We start from the raw sequence: 26,911 nt of genomic DNA, 5'->3' as shown, positions 1-26,911 counted from the left end.
GATTTCCGCATGATCTTAGCCGACGTGAAGGAGTTCCATCACTTGATTTTGGCCTGATGGGAAACGTCAATTCCGAGTACATCCTGGATGGCTGTCTCAACATCTACGTTGTTTCTTGTGATGTACGTTTGGACTTCATGAAGCTTCATGTCGACAAGGTAGCGATACCAAAAGCCCTGAAGCACGTGGAACGCTGTCCCCTCTTTTCCGTCCAGAAACCCCAGCCGGACAACGTAACGGTAGAAGAAGTAGACAAAGGCACGCAAACCACCTGGCAGCCGCGCATAGACCTTCTCTTTGAGCCAGCGCTTGACGCCAGCTTGCTGGCCCCCACGGATGTCGGCGACCGTCTCGTGCGTCATAAAGCCGTATTCTAGGTTCAACAGATCGACGACCTCGCGGGACGCATACGCATTGTGTTTTTCCGTCCACCAGGTCAGCGAATTCAGATTATCGTCGATGATCTCGCCGGAGAGGTCGGCCGTGGCGCCATCGACAAGAATGTGCTCGTCCATCCAGCGATCTTCGCACCGTCCTGCGCCGTGCCGGAAAACCCTCAGCACCCGGATCGGGAAGAGCCCCCCCCACCGAATAGGACGGCCAAGGAAATGCATGCGTCGTGAGACATAGATACCCTTTGTGTCAGAACCGAGCTTTGGAAGGGTCTCTTTGATTTGTTGGGCGAGAGGCTCTGTGACGATTTCATCCGCATCAAGACGCAGCACCCACTCCGTGTCACCCGGCAACTGATCTAAGGCCCAGTTGAACTGCTGCGCCTGCGTTACAAAGGGGTGCACGAGGATTTTTGCGCCTTGCGCCTTGGCCAACTCCACGGTGCGATCATCGGAACCGCTGTCGATGACAACATACCGATCCGCGATGCCTGAAACGGACGCAAGTGCACGCGTGATATGGCGCTCTTCGTTCTTGGTAAGGATAACGACAGTGAGGGTCATCTCGTCTCTTTATTGGTAAAATACCTTGGGGAAAACTGGCTTAACGACAAAGCCCAGAAGCACTGTTATCGAGCATTAAGGAATTTGAGCACTGTTATCGAGCATTAAGGAATTTGAGTGGCGTTATCGGGCGTTTAAAGCTGGGTAACAGCTTCATCGCCGCTTGCACGTTCTAATCCGTGGACCCATTGATGGAGATTTATTCGTGATCATGAATTGTACAGATTGCATCGGTAGGCCAGCGAGGAGAACGAGCTGCTCGGAATGGATAAGTAGGCGGTAAGCCGGCAGCAACCATTACCACCAGTCGTTCGCGCTTGGGGATAGTACCTTCCCTTTTGATGGCTTGCTCTTTGCTGTGGGTGATCGCGAGGTTCATTGGGCAGCTAACGAACCCATGGGCGTCCAGCGACAGCAGTAACATGGTGGTGAAAATGCCGCCGTCAACATAGGGCTGATTGCGCTGCTGTGGCCCTCCCCATGCCGTGATTTCGGATGTGATTACGAATAGTGTTGGCACAGCCTGAATGAATCCGCGCCCGCCCCCCTGCAATTCGAGAAGTCTCGCGATCCTAGCTCGGTCGCGATAGACATGTAGTCTGGTTGACTGCCTATTGCATTGCGAAGGCGCGCGTTGTGCGAGATGAACCACAGTCGCGATCTCACGATCTTCAAGCGTCCTAGGAGCAAAATCCCGCGCCGAGAAACGTGCGTTAAGGAAGGCGACTGCCGAAGCATCGCACTCTGACTTCTTTTCGATGTAGCCCCGCACACCACCCTCTGCGGTTTCTGTCTCCTGCGTATCAAGAAAAGTGTCGACTTGCGCAGCCAGTGCGGCATCTGGCGGGCTGGTGTCGACGAAAGCGGCACGATAATCGCGCAGCGCTCCTAGCAACATTGTACGCGAAATATCGCCCGGCGGCGGTACCCAGCCGGCATTCATCTCGAGAAGTGCGCGAACCTTGTTTTGCCCGAAATAAGGCCGCGGTTCAGGCAGTGCCAACCCCTTCTCGATCGTGTGCGCCTCGATGATAGTTTTGTGCGAAAGGCGACGATCACGTGGCTCCAGTGGAGAAAATCCGTTGTACCTTAGGAACAACCAACCGTCCCGTGTATATTCGGTAAAGACCTGCAGGATTTTGGCAATCCGTATCAGTTTCGAACGCATTGTCACACTCCCCGCATGGTTTGCTGAGTTGTTGCATCGGAAAGTGGGCCGGTGTCTATTCTTCGTTTTCCGACTTCTCGGGCCGGGTTGCCCGCCCATATAGTCCAAGGCTTCGCCTCGTGGCGCAGGACTGCGCGAGCAGCAATTACTGCCCCTTCACCGACCACTACGCCAGGATTTATCATCGCCTCAGCGGCAATCCAGCAATGGTTACCAATAACGATAGGGGCGTGAGTGAGAGGCCGCTGGAGGCTGGATATATCGTGGCCTGCAGTGCAGAAGAAGGCGCGTTGGCTTATCGTTACCTTCGATCCGATCACGATCCGGTCGACGGAGTAGAGATCGACGCCCGCCGCGATGGCAACGTAATCGCCCATCTCTAGATTCCATGGAGTCCAGATTGCGGCGCGCGGATCGATCCGGCAACCCTCGCCTATCTTAGCGCCGAAAATTCGAAGTATGCCGCGCCTCCAGCCATGCAGTGCCCAGCGAGGGGTTGGCCGGAAAGCCAAAGTATAAACAACACCCCAGAGAAGCCTGGCCAGCTGGTTGCTGCGTGTTAATTGGTTGTCATATTGAAACTGTCTCATGCGTCACGTCCCCCGACTTTAAGAATTTCGGCGGCAAGATAGTCTTCCCCTTCGGCTCTCATCGCTGCCAACCGACTATTGGAGGCATCCCAGTCGATCGGCGAATTAACAAGCCGACTGAGCGCGGTTGGATCGGCCGTCTCAACCATTCGTTCAGTAAGCCCGGTCATCGCCAACAGGTTCGACGCGCGTGCATTCATGCCCACGCGTTTGCCTGGCAACATTACTGCAATGAAAGGCCGGTTAAGGACGATACTGAGAGCGATGCCGTGAAATGAGTTGCTGACTACCAACTGCGCTCGCGCTAGCATGCGCAGCCACTCCACGGGCCCTGGCGCTACCCCCTGACCGATGTCGCGCCAGCGCTGACGGCTACTCTGCGGAGCATAGAGAGGTCCGCCCGTTAGTTTCGCTGCCGTTTCGGCCACCTCGCGGATCACCTGATCGGTACGCAGTGCGTAGCAGAACACGCTGTCGTTGGGGGCAACGTCGCCCTGCAAGTGCGCATCGAACTTGCCAAGAAGGATGGTCGGGTCGGGTACCACGCGGGCGCGATCAAGCGGCATCCCAGTGCTTGTCAGAATACCCAATCCGCTAGTCTCGCGCACGGAAATGCCGTCAAGTCCTTGCAACAACTGGCCGAGTTCTGCGTGGTGCTCGGCTTCAATTGTACTGCGCCCGAAACTTGGAGCATATGCTACTTTGCGAGCGTGGTCTGTTCCAGGGATGTTAAGAAAGTAAACTGGATCAAGTCCACGCTGAATAGAAGGATTCCAAATCTGATCTGAACCACACACTAGCATATCACAATCGGCTATATTGGCGCGAAGCGCTTCGCCGGTCCGACGAGGCGGTCCGATTACACCAAGAGAATCGCGCCGGAAGCTCTCAAAAGCAGCGTGTTGCGAATGATTTCCAAAAAGCTGCCGACGATAATGAGACAGTTTCATGTAGCATATTGTGGCGTTCTTACGCCAAAGTGACGGTTTCCAAGGTCGGTCCAGCGGCCCACCCTCCTCGACATAACTCGGATGGTAATTTATAAAATCTGCCTCTATGCCTCGATTGGTGAACCATTGGCGCAGTGCATACGCCTGATAAAGTGCGCCATAGTTGTCACTGAAATGATAGGTTAGAAGGCCGATTTTCATGAGCGTTCCTTGATCACATTTGCAAAAAATTGATGAAAATTTGCAGTGAAATTTCACCAAGAGAAGTTACTTATACCCCACTCACCGCAAAACCCGAAAGTTTTGATTTGAGATGATACGAAAGTTATCGGTGACTTGATTTCGAAAGCCGGTCCAATTTTCGGGGATGGTTTCCCGAAAGAATTTGAGGATTGCTTCGGCGAATTGTTTTTGGGTTTTATAATGTCTATTATGGGTGACATGCCTGTGCATGACCGCCCAGAGTCTTTCAATCGGGTTGAGATGTGGACAATATGGCGGCAGCTGTATCAAGTGGATGCGACAGTTCTTGCGCGACAGGAAAGCCCTAACATGAGGCCCTTTGTGGTAGGGTGCGTTATCCCAAATGACATGTATGACGCGTTTATCGAGGTTGCGGGCTTCGATTTTGGCCAATAGTTGCACCGCACTTGTGCCATCGACGGTGATTGGTTCGACAAACGGCGCATCGAATGTCTCAAGGCTTAACGCGCCGTGGATGTTGACACGCCCGCGTCCAGATGTTGTCAGAAGGGCTGGGTTTGTACCTTTGCGCACCCAGCCAAAGGCAGGTTTGCTTTGATATTCTGGGTGGACCGCGTCCGCGAAATATACGGCCTCGTCAGCGGAAAGTGTATTGAGCAGATTTTCGTAAAATGCGATAAAGTCGGCCTGTTTGACCGGGTCAGCCACTTTTGGTAGCGCGTTTGGCTTACGATACTCAAACCCGAGACGCGCCAACAGCTTGATACAGCCAGAATGCGCATAAAGGATGCCAAATTCGGCGGCTATATAGGCCCTAATCTCGACGGTTGAACGGCAAAATCGAGCCTCAAGCCAATCCCGCAAAGCTATTTCCTGAGCCGCCGTCATCCGTGACTGACCGCCTTTCCAGCCATCATAAGCGACCCCCTCCCAACCCTCATTCTGATATTGCTTGAACCAACTTCGGATCGTGTCGTCATCCAGGTAGAGAACTTTTGCGATCCGAGCACAGCTCTCGCCATCATCCAAAAGCAACAGCGCATTCGCCCGCCGCGCAACCCCATGATCCTCGCGTTGATGCTTCACGCAAGAAAGTAATTTGCGAGGATCTGAAGGCGAAAGAAAACTGGGCTGGATCATAAGTCAAAGCAGAATCCAAATCACCAAAACCGTCAACCAAAATCTCGGGTGTTCAAGGACTCAGTGTATAGTATCTATTAGCGGCCACGCCGTCTATCTTTGTCGCTCTAAATCGCTCAGCTGCATTAGCTCGCGCAATGCACCTGCAGGCGGCCCTATCCATATGCAATCTGTCTGCCATGGCTCTCCGTTTTTCGATGTAAGGGCAGCACGCTGTGGCCTTTATAAAATCACAAACGAAGCGTCAAACCTTACGCAACACACGCCATTTGCATTCTCCAGCGCCTACGTGGACTTCGGAAGGTTAGTTTTTACGTCAACCATAGGTCGGTCATTTTATCTGCACGGTGGGAGGGGCTTCCCCGCCGTCGAGAACCCAACGATAGACGGCAGCCATCTGCTCGGCCACAGTAGACCAAGTGAATCTCTCTTCCACCAGTTTGCGACCAGCGTACCCTACGAAACGCAGTTCGTTTTTATCCAATTTGATGACTTGGTCCAGAACGTGTGCCATTTCGGCTGGGTCAGTTGTAATCCGAAAAGCCGCCCCTGACGCAAACCCCTCTGGCAGATTACAGGCCTTTGTCATCAAAACAGGAAGGCGAAAGGACCACGCCTCGAGAACGGTCATCGGCAAGCCCTCACTGAAAGACGGGAGAACAAAAGCATCCGCGCGGGCGTAACTTGCCTTTTTGTTAATGCCGTACTGGGGCCCCACGAAATGTACGCGCTGTTCCAGCCCGAGCTCCGAAACTTTCGCGACAAGCTTGGCCTCGGTCCCGCCTTGGTCCCAACCGGCAACTACGAGATGCCAGCGCGCCGCGCCGGTAGCCCGCAAAAGCGCAATGGCATCTAAGAGTGGTTCAATGCCTTTCTTGGGATGGATGCGTCCAAGGTATAAAAGCACTTTCGCATCATTAGGAATGTGCTTGCTCCAATTGGGCTTTGGGAAGGGCCCTTCGGCTTCTGACAAATCAACACCATTGGGAATGACGGCGATGGGAACATTGATCCCGCAGGACCGGATCGCATCCCTTTCCGCCGCACATAGGGCGTGTAGACAAGCCGCTCCTGCAAGGTTGCGTCTCTCGAAAAGGGCCATTGCCAGGCTTTTTTTTGCCGCAGAATTCTGCAGGGCCCAAGGGTCGAGCATGCCATGGGGAGAAATTACCCTTGGTTTATTGTTCTCTGAGAACCCCGTAGCCACCAATGAAGGATACATCCACAGCCCATGCTTATGTAGGACATCAACTTTTGCGCCAGCCAGGGATTGGTTCAAACCTCGTTGCCAACCGAATGCACGCGGACCTCGCACTTCGTGCAATCGGACCGGTAAGTTGCCCCACAGGCCTAGGTCCTTGTCAGACTCGGCGTCTCGAGCAGCAAAGACCGCTACATCGATGTCATTGACGACAAGGCTGGCGCTGAGGGCACGCATGGAGGGAGCAATGCCACCAGCAGTACGAGACATCGATGCAGAGAGCATTCCAACACGAATTTTGTTCAATTCCGCCCCCTGGTCCGGGCAATAAGACGAATTGCGAAGCCATCAATGCTAGGTTGGTGCGAGCCCTTAATAACCTGCTGCGCGAGATCCATTGCATTTGAAGCAAAAAATTCAGGTGAAAATGCGCCAATCCTAACCTTTGCCGCTATCCCCATCCGTTCACGCAACATCTCCGGTAATGAGGATAGTTTCAACATCAAGCTTAACAGTGCGCCCTCGTCCTCGGGATTGAAGGTGAAGCCCGTTTTCCCTTCGATTACTAGGTCGGGCGCAGACCCGCATCGGTCTGAAACTAGCGCCGGCAGTCCGGTTGCCATTGCTTCGTTCACGACCAGTCCCCATTGTTCCGAGGTACTAGGCAAAATCAAGGCGTCGGCCAAACCGAAGACAATCGGGGTCTCTTCGTATTGACGAAAGCCGAGTAAATGAACTGCTCCTTGCAGTCCGCTGTCCAATATTTGCCGCTCCAAATCAGGTCGCATTGGGCCATCCCCCATAAGAACGAGATCCCAGGGGGCAGCGTTTGGGCAGGATTGCCGATAGCTCTGAAAGGTCCGAAGAAGCCAAGGCAAATTTTTCTTCTGGATGAAACGAGCAGACACCAAGAAATAGCGCTTAGGCAAGTTAAACTCCTGCCAGTACCGCGCTGGTTCGGCGCGCGCTCGTGCGGCTCCTGCGGCAAAATGGTCGTTATCAACTACATCATAGCCAGTTCGTATCAATTGGCTCGGGACCCCTAGTGCGCGTGCATATTTGACGTGGGGCGAGCCTGCGACCAATGCTCCCGAAAATCGTTTGACAATCCAGCTCTTGAGCGTTTCTGACCACGTGGATCGACGATTATCATGCATTTGAGAGTCTGACATCACAACCGCTGGCACGCCACGTAAGCGGGCCCAGGCCAGCGCCTCCAAAGCAAACCGGCTGCTCCATCCAGGAACAAAAATTATGTCAGGTTGCTCAGTTGACAGGGTTTTCCGGAGTGCTCTGAGTGGATCAACGCCTACTTCCGCAACATCGTCTAAAGTGATTTTCTGAAAGGGAACTGACCCCGCCGACAACCAAGCATAGTCATGGCTCGCCATATAAACCTCGATGGCAAGAAGGTTGCAGAGTGGAGCAAGGGCTTGAAGCCGCGCGACGTGATAAGGCCCAAGGCTGTCGAAGATTACGATAACTTTCATAATTTCTAAATAGACATTCTAAATTTACCAAAAACATAGGTGCGTTTTGATAGCCACATGAGAGTCAAAGCTATGATTGTCGGTCGTGCGAAGGCCCTCAACCCAGAATGGCCGCTAATTACGATACCACCAATAATTAGAAGAAAGATCAAATATTTGACTTTGCCTCGATGAGTTGACTGCAAAACATCAACGCGTCTGAGCAACCATCCATATGCCGCACCCAAAAATATCAAAGGCCATCCGAAAAGGAAATACAGCTCAGCCAAGGCCGGGGAGGTGAGGTTGGTCGACCCTGTTATGCCAAACGACTCCCTCAGGTTAGGTCCAAACTGGACTGGATTTGAAAATAGCGATGAAGGAAGCGGTTGAAGTGCGAAAAAAAGACTTTTCATAGCCGTTAGAATATCCTGGTCTGATCTGTCAGAGAAGTGAATATGGGCGCTGATTGGTGCTAAGGCGTCAAAGAAATTAAGAATAGCGTAGTTCGATATTTCTCCAATGCCTGATGTCGATAGAGTATCAAGAAAGCCAAAGTTTGGATATAGTGCTGCCAAAACGAACGAACTCACACCCATCTCGGCATCTCTTTGGGTGAATCCAACGAAGCATAGATAAAAACCCACAGCGAATAAAAGTATTGAAATAACTTTGTGAGTGAGCCCCATTTTTTTAGGAAGTTGAATTGCGGTCGCGGCAACGATCATAAACAAGCCAGAACCTCTGCTGAAACTTGCAAAAAAACTAATGCTGCAAATGCTGACTAATGCAATTGCTTTCACGAGGTCCAGAATAGAAGGATTCTTTTTATGCCCAATCCTCAAGCCAATTATGAAGGCTGCAAGTCCGCCGATTCCAGTCGACGCGGTGCGGAGAAATCTGCTGAGGTCGCCCGTCAGCGTACGTTCGTTGAACTGTCCGTAACCGCGGTCGATCGTGGACACAAAAAGGTTTTCTAAGCTACCAAAAGTGAGGAAATAGCTTAACGCAATGAGGGACACGGACATTATTAGTGCGTAGAGCACCAGCTTGGACGATGGTTTTTTCTCCACCATTTCATTCAGTACGGACAATGGATGTGCTTGCTTTTTCGTGCCAGTTTCAAATGACCTGCAAAATACATACCCCCCAACAACTGAAAGAACAAAAGCGCCGGCCACAACAATGGATCTATCTACAGACAAAGGCTTGAGCATTAAAGTGCTCCAGCCGCCAGAGAAAAAGGATATGAACGGCGCCAGGAAATACTGCAAGAAGGTCCACATGAGAAAGAAGTAGATGACTATGGCATTGTTTCGATCAGTTCTGTCTTTCAAAATGAAAAGGGAGAATAAGATGAGAGCGGTCAAACCAAACATCTGAAATTCATCAAGCTCATACATAAATAGTACTCCCTGGACTCTAAATCATGCGGAAGCCGCTTCATCAAACAACAGCCCTAGCCTTAACGAAGCCGCTTCGGTTAAAGTGGGTTTTAACGAAACCTAACGATCAACTTTAGTCGTCGTGCTTTGTGTCCACATTATCGGGCTTAATTTAGGACGTGTTGATATTCATCGCGTGCGAATGACAGTCGCCCCGATGTGGATCATTGTTTCAAAGCTTGAAACAGAAATCATGCAATTTGGGAATCCTGAATATCAACAGGCCCTAGTCCCTAATAACTATACCCGCATTCGCCTAAAATTTTAGTTTTATCCGTTGCACGCGCCATGAGGTGCCAAATCCACCCCTGCTGACTAAATTTTTTGGGCAAAACCGAGTGTACGGTATTAGTGAAGTGCTTGAGAGCCGACTTCAAGACTGATTATTACCCAATGATCCGCGAATCTTTGTAATGTCGGACTCGAGAATATCTGGGATGGAGGTGGCGTTTCGGCTGACAAATAGCTTTTCGATAAAGCTTCCTTTGCGCATAACTGGCATCACGCCTGTCTGAAATGCGCGTCCGAATACTCCTGACGCCTGATCATAATCGGGCGCATAACGGCACCAAGCGAAGTCAGCTATACGATAAAGGCTTAGAATCTCGTCATCAGAGACGTACCTATCCTCAACGATCATGCCCATGGCCCGAAGGTCGCTGGCAGTTGCCCTAAAATTGGGGGGCACGCTACCAGCCACAACGACTAGAAGTTTTCTAGAATCGGTTTTCGCGGTCTCGACCAATTCCGGAAAGCCTTTGATCCCGTTCGCAGCGCCGATGTAAATCATGACTTCGCGGTCACCGCGTTCCATTTCAACACGGCGCGACAAGTCGGTTTCAGGCAAGTCGGGTTGGCCGTCTATCCAAAGGTCCCACATTTGCGGGTCATGGATCCAGTCGTGGCTGATTTCGTGCAATTCGGGATGGATGTCGTGGGGAATAATGGAAAATAGCCGCAGTTTTGGCAGTCGGCACAGCCAGCGGAACACTCGCCGCTTCATCGGATAGATAATGGTGCGTTCCGTTCGAAAGCACTGAAGAGGGCGCAGGAAGAGGCCGACTGTCGGCTTAAGAAGTACAGCGCGCATCAGGGCGACAGCAATGAAGCCAGCGTAGTCAGTGTCGATCGTGGCGAAGAATATACGGCGGGCGAATACAAGTTTCCAAAACCGACGCCCCCTGATAGGGCCAGTGGAGGGCTTACCATCTAGCAACCGCAAAAATAGATCGCGATAGGACATGTGATGGCCGTCAGTCACGGATATATGGACAATTGTAGCAGCAACGTCTGTGGTCAGCGAGTCGTCCTCGATATCCCCATCCCTACGATAAATGGCAACAAACGAACGGTACAGTTGAGCGCATAAATTCATGATATTGCCTACTTTTGTGCGAAGTTACTCATAGCGCCGGGCTCAAAAATTCACTTCACTCACGCCGTCTTAGAAACTGACCATTCCCGAAAACAACCATTACTGCACCGCCAACAGTACCTAGAAATATAGCAACTAATATACCCCCGCTGCCGAATTTGGCCCCAAGGGGAATGCCAATAGTTAAAATGCTCGCCGCCATCAAAATATGCGCGCCAATATTCCAACGCATATAATTCAGTCCTACACCGGCAAAGTAATAGGGGATGGCGATAATATTGACGGCATAACCCGTACTCAGAGCAGCTATTATCATTAAAAGCTCTAGGTTGATTTCTCCAAACATTATAACGCTGTAGCTCGGTGCAATGGGCACAAGACTGACGAGCATGACCATCGCGTACGTGGCAACAGATTGTAGTGATTTTCTCAACAAGATACGAATCCGGTTTCCGTCCATTCTGAGCGACGCGAACTCGGGCACCAAAGGCGTCGCCATCTGTACGACAACCGAACGCAATGCCTCTACCAATTTAGCACCAAGATCGTATAAGCCGACAGCCTCTAAACCAGCATAGCTGTTGAGAATAAATTTGACGACGGGATCAGACAGCATCATTGCTATTGAATTTGCCTGTATTTTCAGTCCGTAGGCTACAGTTTCGCGCAACACTTTATTTGACCATTTCGTTGGCAAAAATCCTAGGCCAGTTATATGCTTAGTCAGGATGGCCCATGCACCAAAAATTTTGAACGCTTGTTGAAAGACAATGGCGTATCCCCAAGCCCAAACCCCGAAATATGGGACAAATATAAGTACCGCACCAAGAAAGAGTAAATTTGATATGATTACCAAAATCGCTCGCTGGTCCGCACGACCTACTCCATCAATTCCGGATGTCAAAGTTGAGGAAAGAGGCGTCATCAGGAGGCCTACGATTAGGGCTAGTGGTAGTAGTGATTTAGCTTCGTCCAGCAACTGTGGGTCGATAAAGCGGATAAGGGCATACTCGCCGGAAGCAAGAAATATAAGTAGTAAGGCTGTGTACAGGGCGAGCGTCGACAATACTACGGTGTGAACGTATGATGCAGCATCTCGGCGATCGCTCTTTGCTTCGGCAACAAAGCGCGAAAGCCCGCCTGCACCAGTTAAATCAGCGGCCCTTGCAATCGACGCACTTGCAATCATGAGTGACCACAATCCCAGTCGCTCAATTCCTACCTCTTGGAGTAATACTCTATACGCCCAAAACATACTGGCGATCGATATCAACGCTTGCCCGCCTGAAAATATGGCGTTCCGTTTTAGTCGACTATTTAATATTTTTTTCAAATCGGTACACCTCGAGACGTCTGCATAACCCCTATTTTGATAAAAACAGGAAAAAAATCGAGGTCCCCTCTAAAAATTTGTTGAGTGAAGGTGCTCAGAGCATGCGGAAACTGAAAATTTTGGACAGTCTCGAGTTTCGCTCTATCCTTTCGATAGCAGGTGAACTCCATCACCGGTGGGAAAGCGATTTCGCTCCGATCCCTAATGCGAGCCACGTTGTTCGGGTGGACATCAACAGTGTGATGGGTGCGGAGCAGTTTCAGAAAGGTGGTGCGAATAAGCCTCAAGGGCATGGGAGCGAAAACCTGTCTAAGTTGTGGAATCCGATCCGGATAAGGAACGTTGCTGAGATCTGGGCAGACCAGAGGCCGATCAGTTCGAGGCCACCAACTTGCATGATGAGCCGGTAGGACTCCAAGGCCAGCGCAGCATTGACGATGAAGGCAGCAACAGCAACTATGACGTTCAGACGCAAACGAATGCTATTTTGCTTCGGCACTGGCGTCAAAAGAACGATCCCGACCCGACAGAAAGCTCGCGAGGAGCAAATCTATGCATGTTATAGGAAGCTATTAGACGAGAAAGACGCCCTCGCTCTATCGAGTCTTGGGTACAAGGGGCTCGCCACAGCCCCGCGAACAGGTGACCATTAGTTTCAGCGAAGAGCATTGAGGCTTTGCGATGTCCAGTAATTCATTGGGGTCAGCGTCGTCCGGCGAACCAGCCGGTGGCGAGCGGCGCGTCGGGCAGTTCCGGCACGCAGGGGTGATCTAGTGGATGTGGCAGATCGTGACGATGTTCTTCAATCGCGTCCCGAAGCACATCGCGCCTAAGCAGGGTCAGTTCCAGAAATGGATGCAACACGACCTCGCCCAAGCGGACGGGTGAACGGATGTTATTGGGATGCGCATGCACCACCACATGATCTTGCAGCAGCATGTCGGAGAAGTCACGGAACACTTGTAGGAATGCCCGATTACCTAACGCATTTAGATTGTGAAGTTCCAATACGATTATGCGGAACTGGCGCCGGATGTTGCGGGGTGTGGCAAGCAAAGTGGCATATTCTGCCCCTTCGATGTCCATCTGCAAAATCATGTCCTCCCGCGCCGTTTCGCCCACTTCATCGAGCCAGTCTTGTATCGATATCAGGTCCGTTTTGGCGCAGGTGACGGGCCCTACGAATTTTTTTGTGAAGGAGAGTGGTGTGAAGCCGTCCGGAGGTGCGTCCACGGTCTTGTCGATCAGATGGCTTCTAATTCCCATATCGGCCAGTTCCCGCTCGAAGTCGGCAGTACGGTCCACACCAGGAGATAGACACACTGATATTCCGTCTAGGCAATCGGGTATCAAATAACCTCCATCGTTCATGCCGCCAATTCTACGCAGTGGGAAGCCCGGATCGACGGGCCAGTAACGACCCAGTAGCGCCTTCAGGTCTTGGCTACTGGACGACCTCGAGACATGTATTCCAGCACGCGACATGACTGTGGAGACTAAATTTTTGATATTCACGCTAAGAACTACTCCTTGCTGGATTTGATGGGTGAATTCTAATTGCCTTAGGCCGTATAAAATTTTATATTGCGCTAGCGTTAACCGGTTCAAGATCAGCCCACTCAACTTGACGCCTAATACAAGGAGCTGGCAACCACATGATTTGGGTGCCTTTGCTGCAGTACCCCTTTCCCAATCAGTCGCCAAAGCTGCATTAATGGTTCTATTGTATTAAACGCCCGATAACGTAAAACTGGTCTCCCGTTCCTTTTTATAGACGGGAAATACCCCTAAATGGCCGATAACGTAAAATCTTACGCAAGAATAATATTTCAAAAAAAGCCCCCGAGGGTCCAAGCTTTAATTCCTACTCTAGGGTCGTCCGCGTTTTCGACATTGAATTTGTGTCCGCAAATTTCGAATTCGAAGTCTTTGTACTGATCCAGTTCTCGCTTCAGAAATCGACTTGTCAGCACTGCTTTTTACGAGGTTCTTAGGCGGTAGAACAAATGAAGGGCGAATTTTGTTCTTCAAACACCCGATTTTTTTTCGTCCTGTTCCGCCAAAGCCTTGAGGCAATAATTCAAAACACCCTGCGAATACCCCAAGACGGCAGCAATTTCTCTTTGGCTTGATTGTCGTTCTTGCTCCAAGTGCCGCAGCACAAGGAACTGAATACCTTCGTTTGCGGAATGCATCATGAATTTAGGGTTGGTAATCAATAGCTACCGCACCGGAACTCGAAGGAGTCCGTTGCGCATTTTAACGAAGTTATTCGCCCGCTCATTGTGGAACGCATAAGCCAAAACTATTATCAAGTATAGGGGGGCTTTCTCTCTGTGAGTCTTATTAAACGCAGCAGGATGGTAGGGATCTGAGACTTGGAAATTCTGAATTTTTGTGGAGAATTGGAGTTGGGAGACTGAAGCGTTTTTCGCAGGCAAATAAACTTGGCACATCGGTCTTAAATTGTTAGAAAATTACTGATATACGGTCTCAATCTAAAAAAGTTTGTATTGCAATATAGGTGTGTGTTGTCTGTGGGAAGTGAATTTGACAAGTTGAAGCAATGTGTGGAAACCGACGATAGAAATGAATGTCTTCAATGGTTTGCGGCGCAGCTAAAGCCAAACGGGTTGAAAACGGCACAAAAAAACTTGGAGCGGCAGGGTTTTTACGCATTTATGCCACGGCTTTCAGTCAGCCAGCGGGTGCGAAACCAGTTTGTTGACCGGATGGAACCACTTTTTCCGGGGTATATTTTTGTTGGCGTCGATCCCGACAGTTTGCCTTGGAACAAAATCAACTGCACCTTAGGGGTTGGGCGACTTGTCAGTGGCATCAATGGGCTTCCGGCGGAACTTCCCCGCGAACTTATAGCGCAACTGCTTGCGCGTGCGAATGAAGAAAACATCATGCAGCCAGTCGATCAATTGCCCATCGGCACGAAAGTCACAATATCTGCGGGGCCTTTCACACAGTGGGTCGCCGAGGTTGAAGCCAGTAAAAAAGGCGAGCGTGTGGACGTTTTACTGTCCTTCATGGGGCGGCTTGTACGGACAAATCTTTCGCGGCAAGAACTCAAGATCGTCTGAACCTCAGCCCGCTTACTCAACGACTCTTTGCGTGACTTTTGTGCCGTCCGTTAAACCCGTTGAGGGATAGAGTACCACAGTGCCTCCCTCTGCCAATCCATCCAAGACTTGAGCGGACAAGCCGTTGTTTTGGCCAATCCGAAGGATGCGAGTTTCAATGACTCCGTCGACAACTACATAGGTGGCCCACTTGTCTTGAACTCTAAAAAGGGCGCTGGCAGGGACGGTCAGGACATCTTCCTCTTCCCAAACGATGATGCGCACTTCGACGCGATAGCCGTGGCCGAGTTTTCCGTTGGCGTTTTGGTTTTCATCAAAGCCAATGATCACAAGCACGCGTTGTTCTTCGACACCGAGGGCCGAGAACTTGGTGAATCCATAGGGCTCAATTCGGATGATGCTCCCTACCAAGGCCTCCGGAAATCCCCAGTCTTCGATGATGACGCGATCGCCCTTTGTAACGCGGACGGCTTCGGTGGAAATCAGTTCAACCACCACTTCCAAGTCGCTTTGGACGTCGCCGATTTCAAGTATGGGGGTTCCGGCGGGGAGGGTCGTTTCGGACTTTTGTATGACCTGTAATATTCGGCCATCAATCGGCGCGTAGAGCGGGATTGTCGTCGCCTGCGTATCGGCGACGGATTGTGAAAGGTTCGGGCCGTCGAACTCAATCAATTGACTGCGGGCATTGGCGACTTCCGCTTCGCGCATGGATATGGCGGCTCTGGCGGTTTCCATGCGCGCTTCACTCGCCCGCGCTTCACCTTCGGCGCGCTCAAGCACCGCAGCGCTGACAGTACCCGAGGTGGCTAGTTTTTGGGCGCGGTTCAAATCGGAATCGACGATGGATTTCTCAGCAAGAACCGCGTTTAAATTTGCCTGTGCCACACGCAGGGAGGCCTCGGCGGCGCTCACGAGGGCGCGGGCTTGTTCGCGGGTGCGAACGTCTAATGCAGAGGGGCTAATGGGGCGCATTCGTGCGACAACTGTTTTGCCGCGCTCAACGATATCTCCCGGGTCCAATTCGACGCGCATCAAACGACCCGCAACAGGGGTCGCGACGATATAGGGTTCGTGCACGCGCGTGCGGCCTTCTTCGTTGATTGTGACCGTTAAGGTATCGCGTGTGACTTGGGCCATATCGACTTTGGTGGGGCGGGGCCAAAACGCGGCTGCAACGGCTCCGACGATGATGATCGTGACGCCGATGGTCAATAAGCTGCGGGACCGTTTCTTGTTCGCCATGTTTTACTCCTGAGACTTTAGAACAGCAACCAGATCCGCGCGATCAAGGTCTCGTTTCACCAAAAGGCCCGAAGCCAAGGTTGCAAGCAAGACAAACATTGCCGCAGAGCCATAAGCCTCAGGTGAGAAAACGGTCGTAATTTGATAGAGTTCCGTGGAAAAACCTTCAGCCAAGGCGCGCGCCAGATAATAGCTTATCGCTCCCCCCAAAGGCATAGCTATCAAAACGACGACCACAAGTTCGCCGAGCAAAACAAACGCGGCCTCGCCTCTTGTGAAGCCAATAACCCGCAGCCCCGCAAGATCGCGGGCCCGTTCCGCATAGGCAATCCGCGCGGCGTTATAGATAATTCCGAAGGTAATCGTAAACGCGATAATGCCCATGACATACCGCATAGCCCCCGCCCCCGTGTCCATCATTTTAACCATAGCTTTTCGGGTGTCCTCTTTGAGGCTGACACCTGCCACGGTTGGCATGTCTTTTAGGGCGCGGTAAATGGGGGCGGCTTTGGCCTTATCGATCGAAAGATAGGCGCCGGAAATCCGGTTGGGCTCTCGCATCGCGCGGTTGAGCGCCTCGCGATTCATATAGGCGGGCGATCCAAGCAGGGTTTCGGAAATCGCGACTACGGGAATTTCAAGCTGTGGTTGGCGCCCTTCGCGCACATCCACCGTCAATATTTCCCCCACACCAATATCCAAGATATTCGCCAGCCCACTCGACAAAACAATTCCATCGCCCGTTAAATCAATGGCGCTGAGATCCTTGCTAATGGCACGATTCAGGCGTGCATCGGGCTCCAGCCCATTCACCGCCCCCCGATAGGTTCTCAACCCATTGCGCAGGATCGCGGGGACAATGCGCGTGGGTTCGACCCAAACGATTCCGTGCATTTGCTTAAGCGCAAAGGCGCTTTTTATATCGAGGGGGCGTGTGAAGGTGACGGTTACATCGCTGCGATCTACTACGTTGAACGTCAGGTCGATTGTGCGATCAAACCCACCATAGATCGTGAGCATCGCCGACGAAAGCGCCATGCCGGATGCAACCCCGATGATCGCGCCCGCCATGCGGATAGGTTGTCGCGTCAGACGCCGCAACACCATTCGCGAAGGTTGATCCAGCAGGCGATTGAGAACGCCGGAAATACGGCTGCTGCGACTGTAGTTCGGCGGCGCGGGGGGGCGCATTGCAACGGCGGGTGTTAGGGCGAAAACGTGCCGCAGGACCCACAACCCCCCAGCCGACGAGGCGGCAACGCTGACAAGGTAACCCGTGAAAAACGTGCTGGCCTCGAGCTGGAACACAAGAAACGGGAATTTGAAATACAGGGTGTAAATTTGGATAAGCCAGCGCCCCGTGAAGATCCCCAAAAGGCTCCCAAAAGTAGCACCTCCAATCGCAATCAGGAGAACCAGTTTGAAATAGTGACTACCGACTTCGATATTGGAATAGCCAAAGGCCTTCAATAGGCCGATTTGCTCGCGCTCTGACTGTACGATACGACTGACGACGATGTTTAAAAGGAACGCGGCGACCGCAAGAAAAATTGGCGGCACCACTTTGGCGGAGTTGCGCAGATTTGCAATTTCCTCGCTGACAAATCGGTTGGAAAGCTGGTCTTCGATCCCATAGGCGCCTGCACCGCCGTAGGGTTCCAGTATCCGGTCAATGCTTGCGAGAACTTGGGGAAGATTCGCCCTGTGGCCAAGGGAGAGCAGGACTTCGTTGAAGGCTCCCTCCAGATCATAGGCTGTAGCGAGGGCCTTTTGCCCGATCCAGATGACCCCAAAACGACTATCATCTGGCATCAACTCGCCCGGCGGCGTTGTGTACAGAAACTCTGGCGATTGCGCCACGCCGACGATTTGAAACTGCCTTCGTGCTCCATTCATGGTCGCGCTCAGCGTGTCTCCCGGAACTAAATCATGGGCCTTTGCAAAGCTCTCAAGCAGGATAATTTCGTCCTGATGTCCCGTGCTTAAATACCGCCCGCCCGTGAGGTAGACATCATTCAGGAGCGGTTTTCCGGTGTCGGGAAGCGAAATCGCTATCGCCTGAAGGGGGAGGTCCTGGTCGGGAAGAGCGATAAGCGCACTGCCAAAAACGCGGCTTTGCACATTGGACACACCCTGAATTTCCTCGAGTTTTTTCACCAAGCGTTCGGGCGCACGTGTCACTTGGGCAAAGATGTCGGCAAGGCGATAACGCTCGTAATAAGCTCGGCGGGTTTCATCGAGGGACAACACAAGGCCACTCATCATCACGAGCATCATCACCCCAAGCGCAATCACAACTGCAATGGCGGCCGCCTGTGCCTTTATGCGCCCCAAGTCGCGGATGAGTTTGTGATCAAGGGGGGTCACCAGTGAATGTCCTCGGGCTCCAGTTTCGTTTTGTTTTCAATAATTTTGCGCACGCCGCCATCGGCAAAATGAATGATGCGATCCGCCATCTGCCCCGTGGCCGCCGCGTGTGTGACGATAAAAATCGTGGCACCGAGGTTTTGGTTTACATCTTTGAGGACACGCAAAACGGCCCGCCCCGTCACGCTATCAAGCGCGCCAGTTGGCTCATCACAAAACAAAACGGACGGCTGTTTTGCGATCGCCCGCGCAATGGCCACCCGTTGCTGCTCGCCGCCGGAAAGCTGTGACGGGAAGTGGTCTGCCCGCTCTTTGAGCCCCACAAGCTCCAAAGCTTTTGCGGCTTCCATCGGGGTGTCGGAAATTTCAGTGACCAGTTCTACATTCTCGCGGGCGGTGAGGCTTGGCATCAGATTGTAAAACTGAAAGACAAAACCGATTTGCCGTCGGCGATACTGTGTGAGTTGTTTTTCGGTCATTGTGGTCAGGTTCTGGTCTTGGAAAAACGCTTCGCCATCTGTCGCGCTATCAAGGCCGCCGATGATGTTGAGCAAGGTCGATTTTCCGCTCCCCGATGGTCCCAAAAGGACGATGATTTCCCCTTGAGGGATGTCCAAATCAACCCCGCGCAACGCGTGAACCGCCGAATGTCCTTCTCCGTAGACTTTCGTCAGGCCGCGAATTTTATACGCGAGTTTTGTCATGCGAGGGCTCACTTTTTGGGCGCGAGACGCGCGGTTATATCTTTGCATGGTTGCGCATTCCGGCCTTGATGTGAAGGGCAGGCCCTCAAGTTGACGCGTTCGTGGCTTTACCCCCCCTAGAAAAACTGAAACACTGTCTTAAATGTTGATTGGCTCAACAAGGGAGACGCTGTGCGTCGATTGTCTTATCTTTGGCGCGAACATCGTGTTTTGAGCCTCGCGTTCGTCATGGCCCTTGCGCTGACAACGGTTTTCCTGTTCCGCATTATTGTTGGCATGGTGTATTGGGCCGACCCGATGCATCAGGACCGTCCCTTAGAAATGTGGATGACTCCCCGCTATATTTCCATGTCGTTTGACCTGCCGCGTGAAGAAGTTCTTGATGCACTTGGGATCAAAGAGGGGGAACTGAAACGCCCCACGACGCTGCGCCGAATTTCTGAGCATACGGGTGTTGATATTAAGGGCCTGGAAGCTGCGGTCGAAGATGCCGCCACCAAGTTCCGCGCGTCCCATCCATGACCGATCTCGTCTTCCAATGGGTTTTGAGCTACGGTATTTTAATCGTTTTTGTCACGACGTTTTTAAGCTGCCTCGCGATGCCGGTGCCCTCCTCTTTGATGATGCTTTCGGGCGGTGCCTTTGCCGCATCCGGAGATTTTTCCATCACAACGGTTGCTTTCGCGGCCTATGGGGGGGCGGTCGTTGGCGATCAGGCGGGGTATGCCGTTGGCAAGCGCGGGCGAGAGTGGCTTCAGTCCAAAATCCAACCGCACCCAAAACGAGCGGAGGTTTTTTCCAAGGCGCGGAGCTTTACGGAGAATTGGGGCGGACCGGGTGTTTTCTTGAGTCGTTGGCTTTTGAGCCCTCTTGGCCCCTATGTGAATTTTGCGGGCGGCATCGTGGAAATGCCGTGGCTTAGGTTTACGATTTGGGCGGCGCTGGGCGAGATTGTTTGGGTGACGCTCTATGTGGGCCTTGGGTTTGTTTTCGCAGCACATATTGAAGAAGTGGCGAGCTTTTTGGGGAATACAATTGGGGTTGTGACGGGGCTTGCTGTCACAATCACCCTCGGGGTTGCCCTTTACAGAGCACATCCAAAATCGCCCAAACACACGCGCGAGGTTAAGGCCCGCGAAGGCGTTTAGCGCGCACTTTTTGGTGGGGTTAGGCGAGGGCGAATGAGCGCCATTGGATGCGCCCGCAGCGTCAGGCGCATCGAAACGTAATCCTCAACCACCTCTTCGCCTTCGCTCATTTTGCGCAGATGCACGGCAGGCTCAACAATGCCTTCGCCGTCCAAATCCCCAGCGAAAAGGGGCAGAGGCGCGTCGCCCTTGACGGCTTTGGCTTGCCACAGGGCCTCGCGGCGATTGAGGCCGAGGGAGGCAAAGGCGTCGGCTTCTGCGAGGATTTGGATAAGGCGCGGCGGCGTGCCCGCCCGTCGCCACAAGTCGTCGACATCCAAATAGCCGTTGCCCCGCGCGGCGGTGATCCAACTGGCTTCCTCTTCGCGCATGGATTTGATCTGGCGAAATCCCAGCCGCAACGCAAGGCCGCCGCGCCCGTCTGGTTCCATCACATTGTCCCAAAAACTGGCGTTGATACAGACGGGGAGCACGGCCACATTATGGGCGCGGGCGTCGCGGACAATTTGCGCAGGGGCATAAAACCCCATGGGCTGGGAGTTGAGCAGGGCGCAGGCAAAAATACCGGGGTGGTGGCATTTGATCCAAGCCGAAGCATAGACCAACAGGGCAAAACTCGCGGCGTGGCTTTCGGGGAACCCATAGCTGCCGAAGCCTTCGATTTGCGAGAAACACCGTTCGGAAAATTCGGTATCATAACCGTTTTTTGCCATGCCCTTAAGGAACCGCGTGCGAAAATTGCTGATGTTCCCGAGCTTTTTGAAGGTCGCGAGGGCGCGGCGCAGACGATCGGCCTCATCGGGGGTGAAGCCCGCGCCGATGATCGAAATTTGCATCGCTTGCTCTTGAAACAAAGGCACGCCGAGGGTTTTCCCAAGCACATCTCCCAGCGCGTCCGACGGAAAACTCACCTCCTCCTCGCCATTGCGCCGTCGAATGAACGGATGCACCATATCGCCCTGAATGGGGCCGGGGCGGATGATCGCCACCTCAATCACAAGGTCATAGAAATTGCGCGGTCGCATGCGCGGCAGGAAGTTCATCTGGGCGCGACTCTCGACCTGAAACACGCCAATACTGTCGGCTTTGCACAGCATATCGTACACGGCGGGGTCTTCGGCGGGGAGGGTCGCGAGGTTGAAATCCAACCCGTGGTGCTGCCCCATCAAATCAAATGCTTTGCGAATGCAGGTCAGCATTCCAAGGCTGAGAACGTCGACCTTGAGAATGCCAAGCGCGTCGATATCGTCTTTGTCCCAACAAATAACGGTGCGATCCTCCATGGAGGCGTTCTCGATGGGAACAAGCTCGTCAAGCCGCCCCTCCGTGATGATGAATCCGCCCACATGTTGTGACAGGTGGCGTGGAAAGCCCTGAATTTGATCGCAAAGATCAAGCGTTTGGGCGAGGTGGGGATCGCTGATGTCGAGACCGATTTCGCGCAGACGCTCCGCGCGCAAACCACCACCGCCCCAGCCCCACATCTGGCTGGAGAGGGCGCTGATCGTATCCTCAGAAAGCCCCATGACTTTGCCGACCTCACGAATGGCACGCTTGCCGCGATAATGGATGACCGTGGCGCAAAGGCCCGCGCGGTGACGGCCATAGCGTTCGTAGATATGTTGGATGACTTCCTCGCGACGCTCATGCTCAAAATCAACGTCGATGTCGGGGGGCTCGTCGCGGGCCTCGGAGACAAAGCGTTCAAACACCATGGTGCCGATTTCAGGGGAAACCGAGGTGACGCCGAGGCAAAAACAAACAACGGAATTGGCAGCCGAACCGCGGCCCTGACACAGGATATTGCGCTCGCGTGCAAAATGCACAATGTCGCGCACGGTGAGGAAATAGGGCTCGTATTTGAGTTTGGAGATCAGGGTTAACTCGTGCTCCAAAAGGTCGTGCACCCGCTGGGGGGCACCGCCGGGATAGCGCCATTTGAGCCCCTCATAAGCGAGCCGCGCGAGACGTTGGCGGGGCGTTTCTCCCTGTGTGAGTTCACTGGGATATTCATAGCGCAACTCATCAAGAGAAAAGGTGCAGCGGGTGGCCACGGCTTCGGCGTTAAGGAGCGCCTCTGGGTGGTCGCGAAAGAGGTGCGCCATTTCGACGGGCGCGCGCAACCGCTGCTCGGCATTGCGCAGAGCCGCGTGGCCAAGATTTTCGACACGCACCCCGAGCCGAACGGCCGAGAGGACATCGGCGAGACGGCGGCGCTTGCCGTGGTGCATCATCGGGCCGGCGGAGGCGACCATGGGGATGGCGAGGTCTTCTGCGAGGTGGGCGAGATGATGGAACCGCGCGTGGTCTTGGCCGTCGTATTTCGGAGAGGCGAGCAGCGACACTTGGCCGGGGAAGTGGCGCGTCAGGCGGCGCGCCAGCGGCTGCCAATTATGCGCGCCGCGAAAGGGCGTGAGCGGTTGGCGCACAGGGTGTAGGAGCATTTCACAGCCCGCGCCCCATGCCATAAGATCGTCAAACCGCAGAACACATGTGCCTTTCTTAGCCCGCAAGCGCCCAAGGGATAACAAGCGTGAAAGGCGCCCCCATGCCGCGCGATCCCGCGGAAAAACTGTGACGTCGAAACCTTCCTGAAGCACAATAAACGCCGCGGGTAATAGGCGCGGGATGGTGTAGATGTCGGCGGATGGAGGCGCGGGAATCTGCGTGGGGCGCGGTGGCCCGATGAGGCCATGGGCAGCGTCAAAATCGCGGCGCAATCCGACGTGACGGGCCACTTCGCGGCATTCCACATGGGCGCGCACGATGCCCGCGACGGAATTTTCGTCCGTTATGGCAAGGGCAGGGATACCCAAATACGCGGCACGGCGCACGTATTCCTCAGGGTGTGAAGCCCCTGTGAGAAAGGTGAAATTGGAGGTTATATTGAGTTCTGCGACCATGGCGATTCGCAGTATATTCACGTTTTGTTCTCACTTGGAGTCTAAACTGCCGAGGCTGTGTGGAAACGCATACAGTCGCTAATCATCTTGAAGACTGTGTGGGCGAAGATAGTCCGGTTCGTGCCGCGGACGCATTGGTTGATTTGGTCGATATTGATTTCAGCAATGAAGCCGCCATCGGAAAGCCGGTTGGCATCTGTCGGCCTGTTGAAATTGCCATCTTAAGCCGCACAGCCTCGGCCGATTGAGGACATTCATGCTCAATGCGGCCTTTGCGTTCAATGTTATGGGCGCTTAAACAGAAGCCCCCCTTGGCCACGGGGGATTGAATGGCAAAGGTTGATCACAAATATTGTGTTGATTTCCGAAGACTTGTCATACCTTATAACTGTCAGCTCTTTAGTTTGGTCCAATTCATTTTCTAAAATTCGTCTTTGAAAGCGGAACCATCGAGGTGCTGTCGCTGACATTGCAGGTACGTTGCAATTCCTCTTCTATCTCTAGTCAAGGTTGCAGGACCCCGAAAACACCAATCGGAGGGCTGGACCTCGGCTTCCGCGAAAAGATGTGGGGGAAAATGTGATACCATCAGCCACCCTATATCAGAAAAGTGTCGCACTTTAGAGATCGCGCATAGCGTTTTGTGGGATATACGGTTAAGTCACCCTTGTTTTCAATTGATTACCTTGCTCATATACGACGATGCAAGCCAGCTATAGATAATTTGCTTCGCAGAGGCATTTCGACGGAGGCAACATAGTGTCATTGATGTTTATCGCCCTACTACCGTTTTTGGGCGCAATATTCCCACCCCTCCTTATTCGTGCTGGTCGAAATGCGGCGGCTTGGTCCGCAGGCGGGACAACCCTTCTGGCGTTGATCGGCCTCCTTTGGAATGCCCCAAAAGTTATGCGCGGCGAAGTCGTAACCGCACGCCTTGATTGGGCACCCTCGATTGGTTTGAACGCAAACTTTTTCCTCGACGGGTTGGGGCTTTTGTTTGCGGGCCTGATCCTTGGCATCGGCCTGCTCATCATCCTTTACGCAAGATTTTATCTGTCGCGCAACGATCCGATGGGTCAGTTTTACGCGTATTTACTGCTGTTCCAAGGTGCTATGGTTGGCATTGTTTTGTCTGACAACATACTGCTATTGCTGGTTTTCTGGGAGCTGACCTCGCTGTCGTCTTTCCTTTTGATTGGCTATTGGAAACATCTACCCGCAGGGCGCCAAGGCGCGCGAATGGCTTTGACTGTGACGGGGATGGGCGGGCTTTCGATGATTGCTGGGCTGCTTATTCTTGGGAATATTGTTGGCAGCTATGACCTGAGCATCATTTTGACGCAAAAAGACCTGATCCAAGCTTCGCCGCTCTATTTACCTGCGCTGATCCTTATTCTCATCGGGGCGTTCACAAAATCCGCCCAATTCCCATTCCACTTTTGGTTGCCCCATGCGATGGCCGCGCCGACACCCGTGTCTGCCTATCTGCACTCGGCAACTATGGTGAAGGCGGGTATTTTCTTGATGGCACGGCTCTGGCCGGTTTTGGCAGGCACAGAAGAATGGTTTTACATCGTCGCAACCACGGGCCTGATCACGATGGTTCTGGGCGCGGTCATTGCTTTGTTCAAAGACGACCTTAAATCGCTCCTTGCGTTTTCAACTGTGAGTCACCTTGGCCTCATCACCATGTTGCTTGGATTTGGCACCAAAATCGCCGCTGTCACGGCCGTTTTTCACATCATCAATCACGCAACTTTCAAGGCCGCCCTCTTTATGTCGGCGGGTATTATCGATCACGAAACCCATACCCGCGATATCAAACGTCTTGGCGGGTTGCGCACATTGATGCCAATCACTTTCATTCTGGTGACGCTGGCAAGCCTGTCCATGGCTGGTTTGCCGCCTCTCAATGGCTTCCTTTCTAAGGAAATGATGCTCGAAGAAGCCGCACATACCGTTTGGGCGAGCTATCCGTATTTGCTGCCTGCAGTGGTCGTTTTGGGCGCGCTGTTTTCCGCGGCATATTCCTTCCGCTTGATTGCACATGTGTTTCTTGGACCTGTCCGCAATGACTACCCCGCCGCGCCACATGATCCTCCTTCCGGTTTGTTGATTTCACCGGGTATTCTGGTTTTTCTCGTTGTTGCAATCGGGCTTTTCTCGTCGGCGATCGTGGGGCCGATTGTTGCGGTTTCGGCGCGCGCAGTAATTGGGGGCACAGAGCTGCCTTATTACTCCCTAAAAATCTGGCATGGCTTCACACCTGCGCTGTACATGTCGGGCGTTGCTTCGATTGGTGGGCTGTTTTTACTCTGGTCTTACGGGTTTTTGGACAGAATTTGGAATGCTATGCCGCGCCCAGAAGCCAAAGTTATTTTTGATCGCCTGATGGGTGCCCTAGAGCGTGCAAGCCGGTCCTTCACAGCCGTTTTGCATGATGGCGCTTTGAGTCGTTATTCCGCAATTTTCCTGATTTTCACCATGTCGCTTGCTTTGTATGCCTATGTTTCAGGCACACATTCGGTGCCGTTGAATGCCGCAAGCGATGTTGAGTTTCTTGGGGCCATTGGCTGGATTTGCATGGTCGTTTCCGCGCTTTGCGTCGTTATTTTTCATCGTAACCGCCTTCTTTCTCTTGTGATTATCGGTATGACGGGGCTTATGGTTTCGCTTCTGTTTAACTACTATTCTGCCCCTGACCTCGCGCTCACGCAGATTTCTGTCGAAGTGGTAACGATCATTCTGTTGCTGCTCTCGCTCAACTTTATGCCCAAAACCTCCCCCATCGAGAGTACATTTGGGCGCCGCGCACGCGATATTATTATCTCGGTTGTAGCGGGCTTGGGCGTTGGTGGACTAGTCTACGCCATTTTGCTCAGCAGTTTTGCACAGCCTTCGATCTCGGAATTCCATCTCGAAAACTCCTATTCGGGCGGCGGCGGCACGAATGTCGTCAATGTTATTCTCGTCGATTTCCGTGGCTTTGATACCTTTGGCGAAATCATCGTTTTGGGAATCGCCGCCGTCGTTATTTTCGCCCTCACGGAATCTGTCTTGGCGTCCAATGTGCGGGCCAAACTTTTGAACCGGACACCCGACAAGCCGCTCTCAAAAGACGTCCACCCGATGATGATGGTTGTCGCAACACGCGTGATGATGCCGATCGCTTTGATGGTTGGCGTGTACATCTTCCTGCGGGGCCACAACATGCCTGGCGGCGGGTTCATTGCGGGGCTTGTCGTCGCGATTGCCTTTGTGATGCAATATATGGCGTCAGGCTTTTCTTGGGCCGCCGCACGGCAGAAATTCCCCTATCATGCCGTCATTGGCTGTGGGGTTCTGGTCGCGGCTGTCACGGGTATGGGCGCTTGGTTTAACGGGCTGCCCTTCCTGACGAGTGCCTTCGCATATGTTCATATTCCGGGCCTTGAGGAATTCGAACTGGCCACCGCGATGTTCTTTGACTTGGGCGTTTTCCTCGCCGTTTTCGGGGCGATTATGTTGGCCTTGGAAAGCTTCGCGCGCTTCGCATGGCAACCGGGTATTGAAAGTGATGATCCTATGAATATTAACCCGGACCGTGATTATATTCAGCCAAATGGAGAGGAGGTATAA

22 protein-coding genes are annotated in these 26,911 nt (G+C 52.8%); 6 read left to right on the top strand and 16 right to left on the bottom strand.

Annotation, left to right across the window (positions count from 1 at the left end; genetic code table 11):
* Nucleotides 1-38: 38 nt before the first annotated feature.
* From AB9F26_RS11395 to AB9F26_RS11385, 3 genes are all read right to left on the bottom strand, one after another.
* Nucleotides 39-956 carry a glycosyltransferase family 2 protein gene (locus AB9F26_RS11395; protein ID WP_369768070.1) on the bottom strand — a complete coding sequence of 306 codons (918 nt, stop codon included), beginning with the start codon at nucleotides 954-956 and terminating at the stop codon, nucleotides 39-41.
* Nucleotides 957-1,155: 199 nt separating this feature from the next.
* Entirely contained in the window at nucleotides 1,156-2,124 is a 969-nt protein-coding gene (locus AB9F26_RS11390) for a nitroreductase family protein (RefSeq protein WP_369768069.1), read from the bottom strand.
* A gap of 2 nt (nucleotides 2,125-2,126) precedes the next feature.
* Nucleotides 2,127-2,342, bottom strand: a complete 216-nt coding sequence (locus AB9F26_RS11385; RefSeq protein ID WP_369768095.1) for a hypothetical protein — start codon at nucleotides 2,340-2,342, stop codon at nucleotides 2,127-2,129.
* 12 nt (nucleotides 2,343-2,354) lie between these two features.
* Here AB9F26_RS11385 and AB9F26_RS11380 point away from each other — a divergent pair, with 12 nt between their 5' ends.
* On the top strand, nucleotides 2,355-2,507 hold the full coding sequence (locus AB9F26_RS11380; RefSeq protein ID WP_369768097.1) for a hypothetical protein: 153 nt from the start codon (nucleotides 2,355-2,357) through the stop codon (nucleotides 2,505-2,507).
* 203 nt (nucleotides 2,508-2,710) lie between these two features.
* Here AB9F26_RS11380 and AB9F26_RS11375 read toward each other — a convergent pair whose 3' ends face one another.
* The 9 genes from AB9F26_RS11375 to AB9F26_RS11335 form a co-directional block, all read right to left on the bottom strand.
* A complete protein-coding gene (locus AB9F26_RS11375) occupies nucleotides 2,711-3,865 on the bottom strand; it encodes a polysaccharide pyruvyl transferase family protein (RefSeq protein WP_369768068.1) in 1,155 nt (384 codons plus the stop codon).
* A gap of 81 nt (nucleotides 3,866-3,946) precedes the next feature.
* A complete protein-coding gene (locus AB9F26_RS11370; RefSeq protein ID WP_369768067.1) occupies nucleotides 3,947-4,954 on the bottom strand; it encodes an IS630 family transposase in 1,008 nt (335 codons plus the stop codon).
* Between the two features lie 385 nt (nucleotides 4,955-5,339).
* Nucleotides 5,340-6,515: a glycosyltransferase gene (locus AB9F26_RS11365; RefSeq protein ID WP_369768066.1), complete on the bottom strand. Its 1,176-nt coding sequence runs from the start codon at nucleotides 6,513-6,515 to the stop codon at nucleotides 5,340-5,342.
* Entirely contained in the window at nucleotides 6,512-7,699 is a 1,188-nt protein-coding gene (locus tag AB9F26_RS11360; protein WP_369768065.1) for a glycosyltransferase family 4 protein, read from the bottom strand. Before AB9F26_RS11360 ends, AB9F26_RS11365 begins: the two co-directional genes overlap by 4 nt.
* 5 nt (nucleotides 7,700-7,704) lie before the next feature.
* Nucleotides 7,705-9,081, bottom strand: coding sequence for a hypothetical protein (locus tag AB9F26_RS11355; protein WP_369768064.1), 1,377 nt, complete (start codon nucleotides 9,079-9,081; stop codon nucleotides 7,705-7,707).
* Nucleotides 9,082-9,496: 415 nt separating this feature from the next.
* Nucleotides 9,497-10,498, bottom strand: a complete 1,002-nt coding sequence (locus AB9F26_RS11350) for a hypothetical protein (protein WP_369768063.1) — start codon at nucleotides 10,496-10,498, stop codon at nucleotides 9,497-9,499.
* Nucleotides 10,499-10,553: 55 nt separating this feature from the next.
* The gene (locus tag AB9F26_RS11345) at nucleotides 10,554-11,831 is read right to left on the bottom strand and encodes a lipopolysaccharide biosynthesis protein (protein ID WP_369768062.1); all 1,278 of its coding nucleotides are present in this window, start codon (nucleotides 11,829-11,831) and stop codon (nucleotides 10,554-10,556) included.
* Between the two features lie 702 nt (nucleotides 11,832-12,533).
* Nucleotides 12,534-13,202: an FkbM family methyltransferase gene (locus AB9F26_RS11340; protein ID WP_369768061.1), complete on the bottom strand. Its 669-nt coding sequence runs from the start codon at nucleotides 13,200-13,202 to the stop codon at nucleotides 12,534-12,536.
* Between the two features lie 656 nt (nucleotides 13,203-13,858).
* Nucleotides 13,859-14,050: a winged helix-turn-helix transcriptional regulator gene (locus tag AB9F26_RS11335; RefSeq protein ID WP_369768060.1), complete on the bottom strand. Its 192-nt coding sequence runs from the start codon at nucleotides 14,048-14,050 to the stop codon at nucleotides 13,859-13,861.
* Between the two features lie 309 nt (nucleotides 14,051-14,359).
* Here AB9F26_RS11335 and AB9F26_RS11330 point away from each other — a divergent pair, with 309 nt between their 5' ends.
* Complete coding sequence (locus AB9F26_RS11330; protein ID WP_369768059.1) at nucleotides 14,360-14,923, top strand: transcriptional activator RfaH; 564 nt, start codon at nucleotides 14,360-14,362, stop codon at nucleotides 14,921-14,923.
* Between the two features lie 12 nt (nucleotides 14,924-14,935).
* Here AB9F26_RS11330 and AB9F26_RS11325 read toward each other — a convergent pair whose 3' ends face one another.
* From AB9F26_RS11325 to AB9F26_RS11315, 3 genes are read right to left on the bottom strand one after another with little or no spacing between them, the layout of a single operon-like run.
* Nucleotides 14,936-16,168: an efflux RND transporter periplasmic adaptor subunit gene (locus AB9F26_RS11325; RefSeq protein ID WP_369768058.1), complete on the bottom strand. Its 1,233-nt coding sequence runs from the start codon at nucleotides 16,166-16,168 to the stop codon at nucleotides 14,936-14,938.
* 3 nt (nucleotides 16,169-16,171) lie between these two features.
* Complete coding sequence (locus tag AB9F26_RS11320) at nucleotides 16,172-18,535, bottom strand: ABC transporter permease (protein ID WP_369768057.1); 2,364 nt, start codon at nucleotides 18,533-18,535, stop codon at nucleotides 16,172-16,174.
* Complete coding sequence (locus tag AB9F26_RS11315; RefSeq protein ID WP_369768056.1) at nucleotides 18,532-19,239, bottom strand: ABC transporter ATP-binding protein; 708 nt, start codon at nucleotides 19,237-19,239, stop codon at nucleotides 18,532-18,534. Before AB9F26_RS11315 ends, AB9F26_RS11320 begins: the two co-directional genes overlap by 4 nt.
* Before the next feature lie 171 nt (nucleotides 19,240-19,410).
* On the opposite strand from AB9F26_RS11315, the gene AB9F26_RS11310 reads away from it, so the two are divergent.
* Nucleotides 19,411-19,761, top strand: a complete 351-nt coding sequence (locus AB9F26_RS11310; protein ID WP_369768055.1) for a hypothetical protein — start codon at nucleotides 19,411-19,413, stop codon at nucleotides 19,759-19,761.
* Complete coding sequence (locus AB9F26_RS11305) at nucleotides 19,758-20,387, top strand: DedA family protein (RefSeq protein ID WP_335586352.1); 630 nt, start codon at nucleotides 19,758-19,760, stop codon at nucleotides 20,385-20,387. The genes AB9F26_RS11310 and AB9F26_RS11305 overlap by 4 nt, the downstream gene beginning before the upstream one ends.
* On the opposite strand, the gene AB9F26_RS11300 is transcribed toward AB9F26_RS11305, so the two are convergent.
* Nucleotides 20,384-23,290 (bottom strand): error-prone DNA polymerase, encoded by a 2,907-nt coding sequence (locus tag AB9F26_RS11300; RefSeq protein WP_369768094.1) that lies wholly within the window; start codon nucleotides 23,288-23,290, stop codon nucleotides 20,384-20,386. The genes AB9F26_RS11305 and AB9F26_RS11300 overlap by 4 nt on opposite strands.
* A gap of 59 nt (nucleotides 23,291-23,349) precedes the next feature.
* On the opposite strand from AB9F26_RS11300, the gene AB9F26_RS11295 reads away from it, so the two are divergent.
* Nucleotides 23,350-23,538: a hypothetical protein gene (locus tag AB9F26_RS11295; protein WP_369768054.1), complete on the top strand. Its 189-nt coding sequence runs from the start codon at nucleotides 23,350-23,352 to the stop codon at nucleotides 23,536-23,538.
* Between the two features lie 511 nt (nucleotides 23,539-24,049).
* A complete protein-coding gene (locus AB9F26_RS11290) occupies nucleotides 24,050-26,911 on the top strand; it encodes a monovalent cation/H+ antiporter subunit A (RefSeq protein ID WP_369768053.1) in 2,862 nt (953 codons plus the stop codon).

The organism is Falsihalocynthiibacter sp. BN13B15 (genome assembly GCF_041205415.1).
In the GTDB taxonomy this organism is placed as follows: domain Bacteria; phylum Pseudomonadota; class Alphaproteobacteria; order Rhodobacterales; family Rhodobacteraceae; genus Falsihalocynthiibacter; species Falsihalocynthiibacter arcticus.
Note: the sequence above shows the minus strand (reverse complement) of the source record. Positions and strands in the feature narration are given on the sequence as shown.

Excerpts from the sequence above, each read along its gene's own strand:
- AB9F26_RS11395 (WP_369768070.1), bottom strand. The coding sequence starts at position 956 with ATGACCCTCACTGTCGTTATCCTTACCAAGAACGAAGAGCGCCATATC.
- AB9F26_RS11390 (WP_369768069.1), bottom strand. The coding sequence starts at position 2,124 with ATGCGTTCGAAACTGATACGGATTGCCAAAATCCTGCAGGTCTTTACC.
- AB9F26_RS11375 (WP_369768068.1), bottom strand. The coding sequence starts at position 3,865 with ATGAAAATCGGCCTTCTAACCTATCATTTCAGTGACAACTATGGCGCA.
- AB9F26_RS11360 (WP_369768065.1), bottom strand. The coding sequence starts at position 7,699 with ATGAAAGTTATCGTAATCTTCGACAGCCTTGGGCCTTATCACGTCGCG.
- AB9F26_RS11355 (WP_369768064.1), bottom strand. The coding sequence starts at position 9,081 with ATGTATGAGCTTGATGAATTTCAGATGTTTGGTTTGACCGCTCTCATC.
- AB9F26_RS11350 (WP_369768063.1), bottom strand. The coding sequence starts at position 10,498 with ATGAATTTATGCGCTCAACTGTACCGTTCGTTTGTTGCCATTTATCGT.
- AB9F26_RS11340 (WP_369768061.1), bottom strand. The coding sequence starts at position 13,202 with ATGAACGATGGAGGTTATTTGATACCCGATTGCCTAGACGGAATATCA.
- AB9F26_RS11325 (WP_369768058.1), bottom strand. The coding sequence starts at position 16,168 with ATGGCGAACAAGAAACGGTCCCGCAGCTTATTGACCATCGGCGTCACG.
- AB9F26_RS11315 (WP_369768056.1), bottom strand. The coding sequence starts at position 19,239 with ATGACAAAACTCGCGTATAAAATTCGCGGCCTGACGAAAGTCTACGGA.
- AB9F26_RS11305 (WP_335586352.1), top strand. The coding sequence starts at position 19,758 with ATGACCGATCTCGTCTTCCAATGGGTTTTGAGCTACGGTATTTTAATC.
- AB9F26_RS11300 (WP_369768094.1), bottom strand. The coding sequence starts at position 23,290 with ATGGTCGCAGAACTCAATATAACCTCCAATTTCACCTTTCTCACAGGG.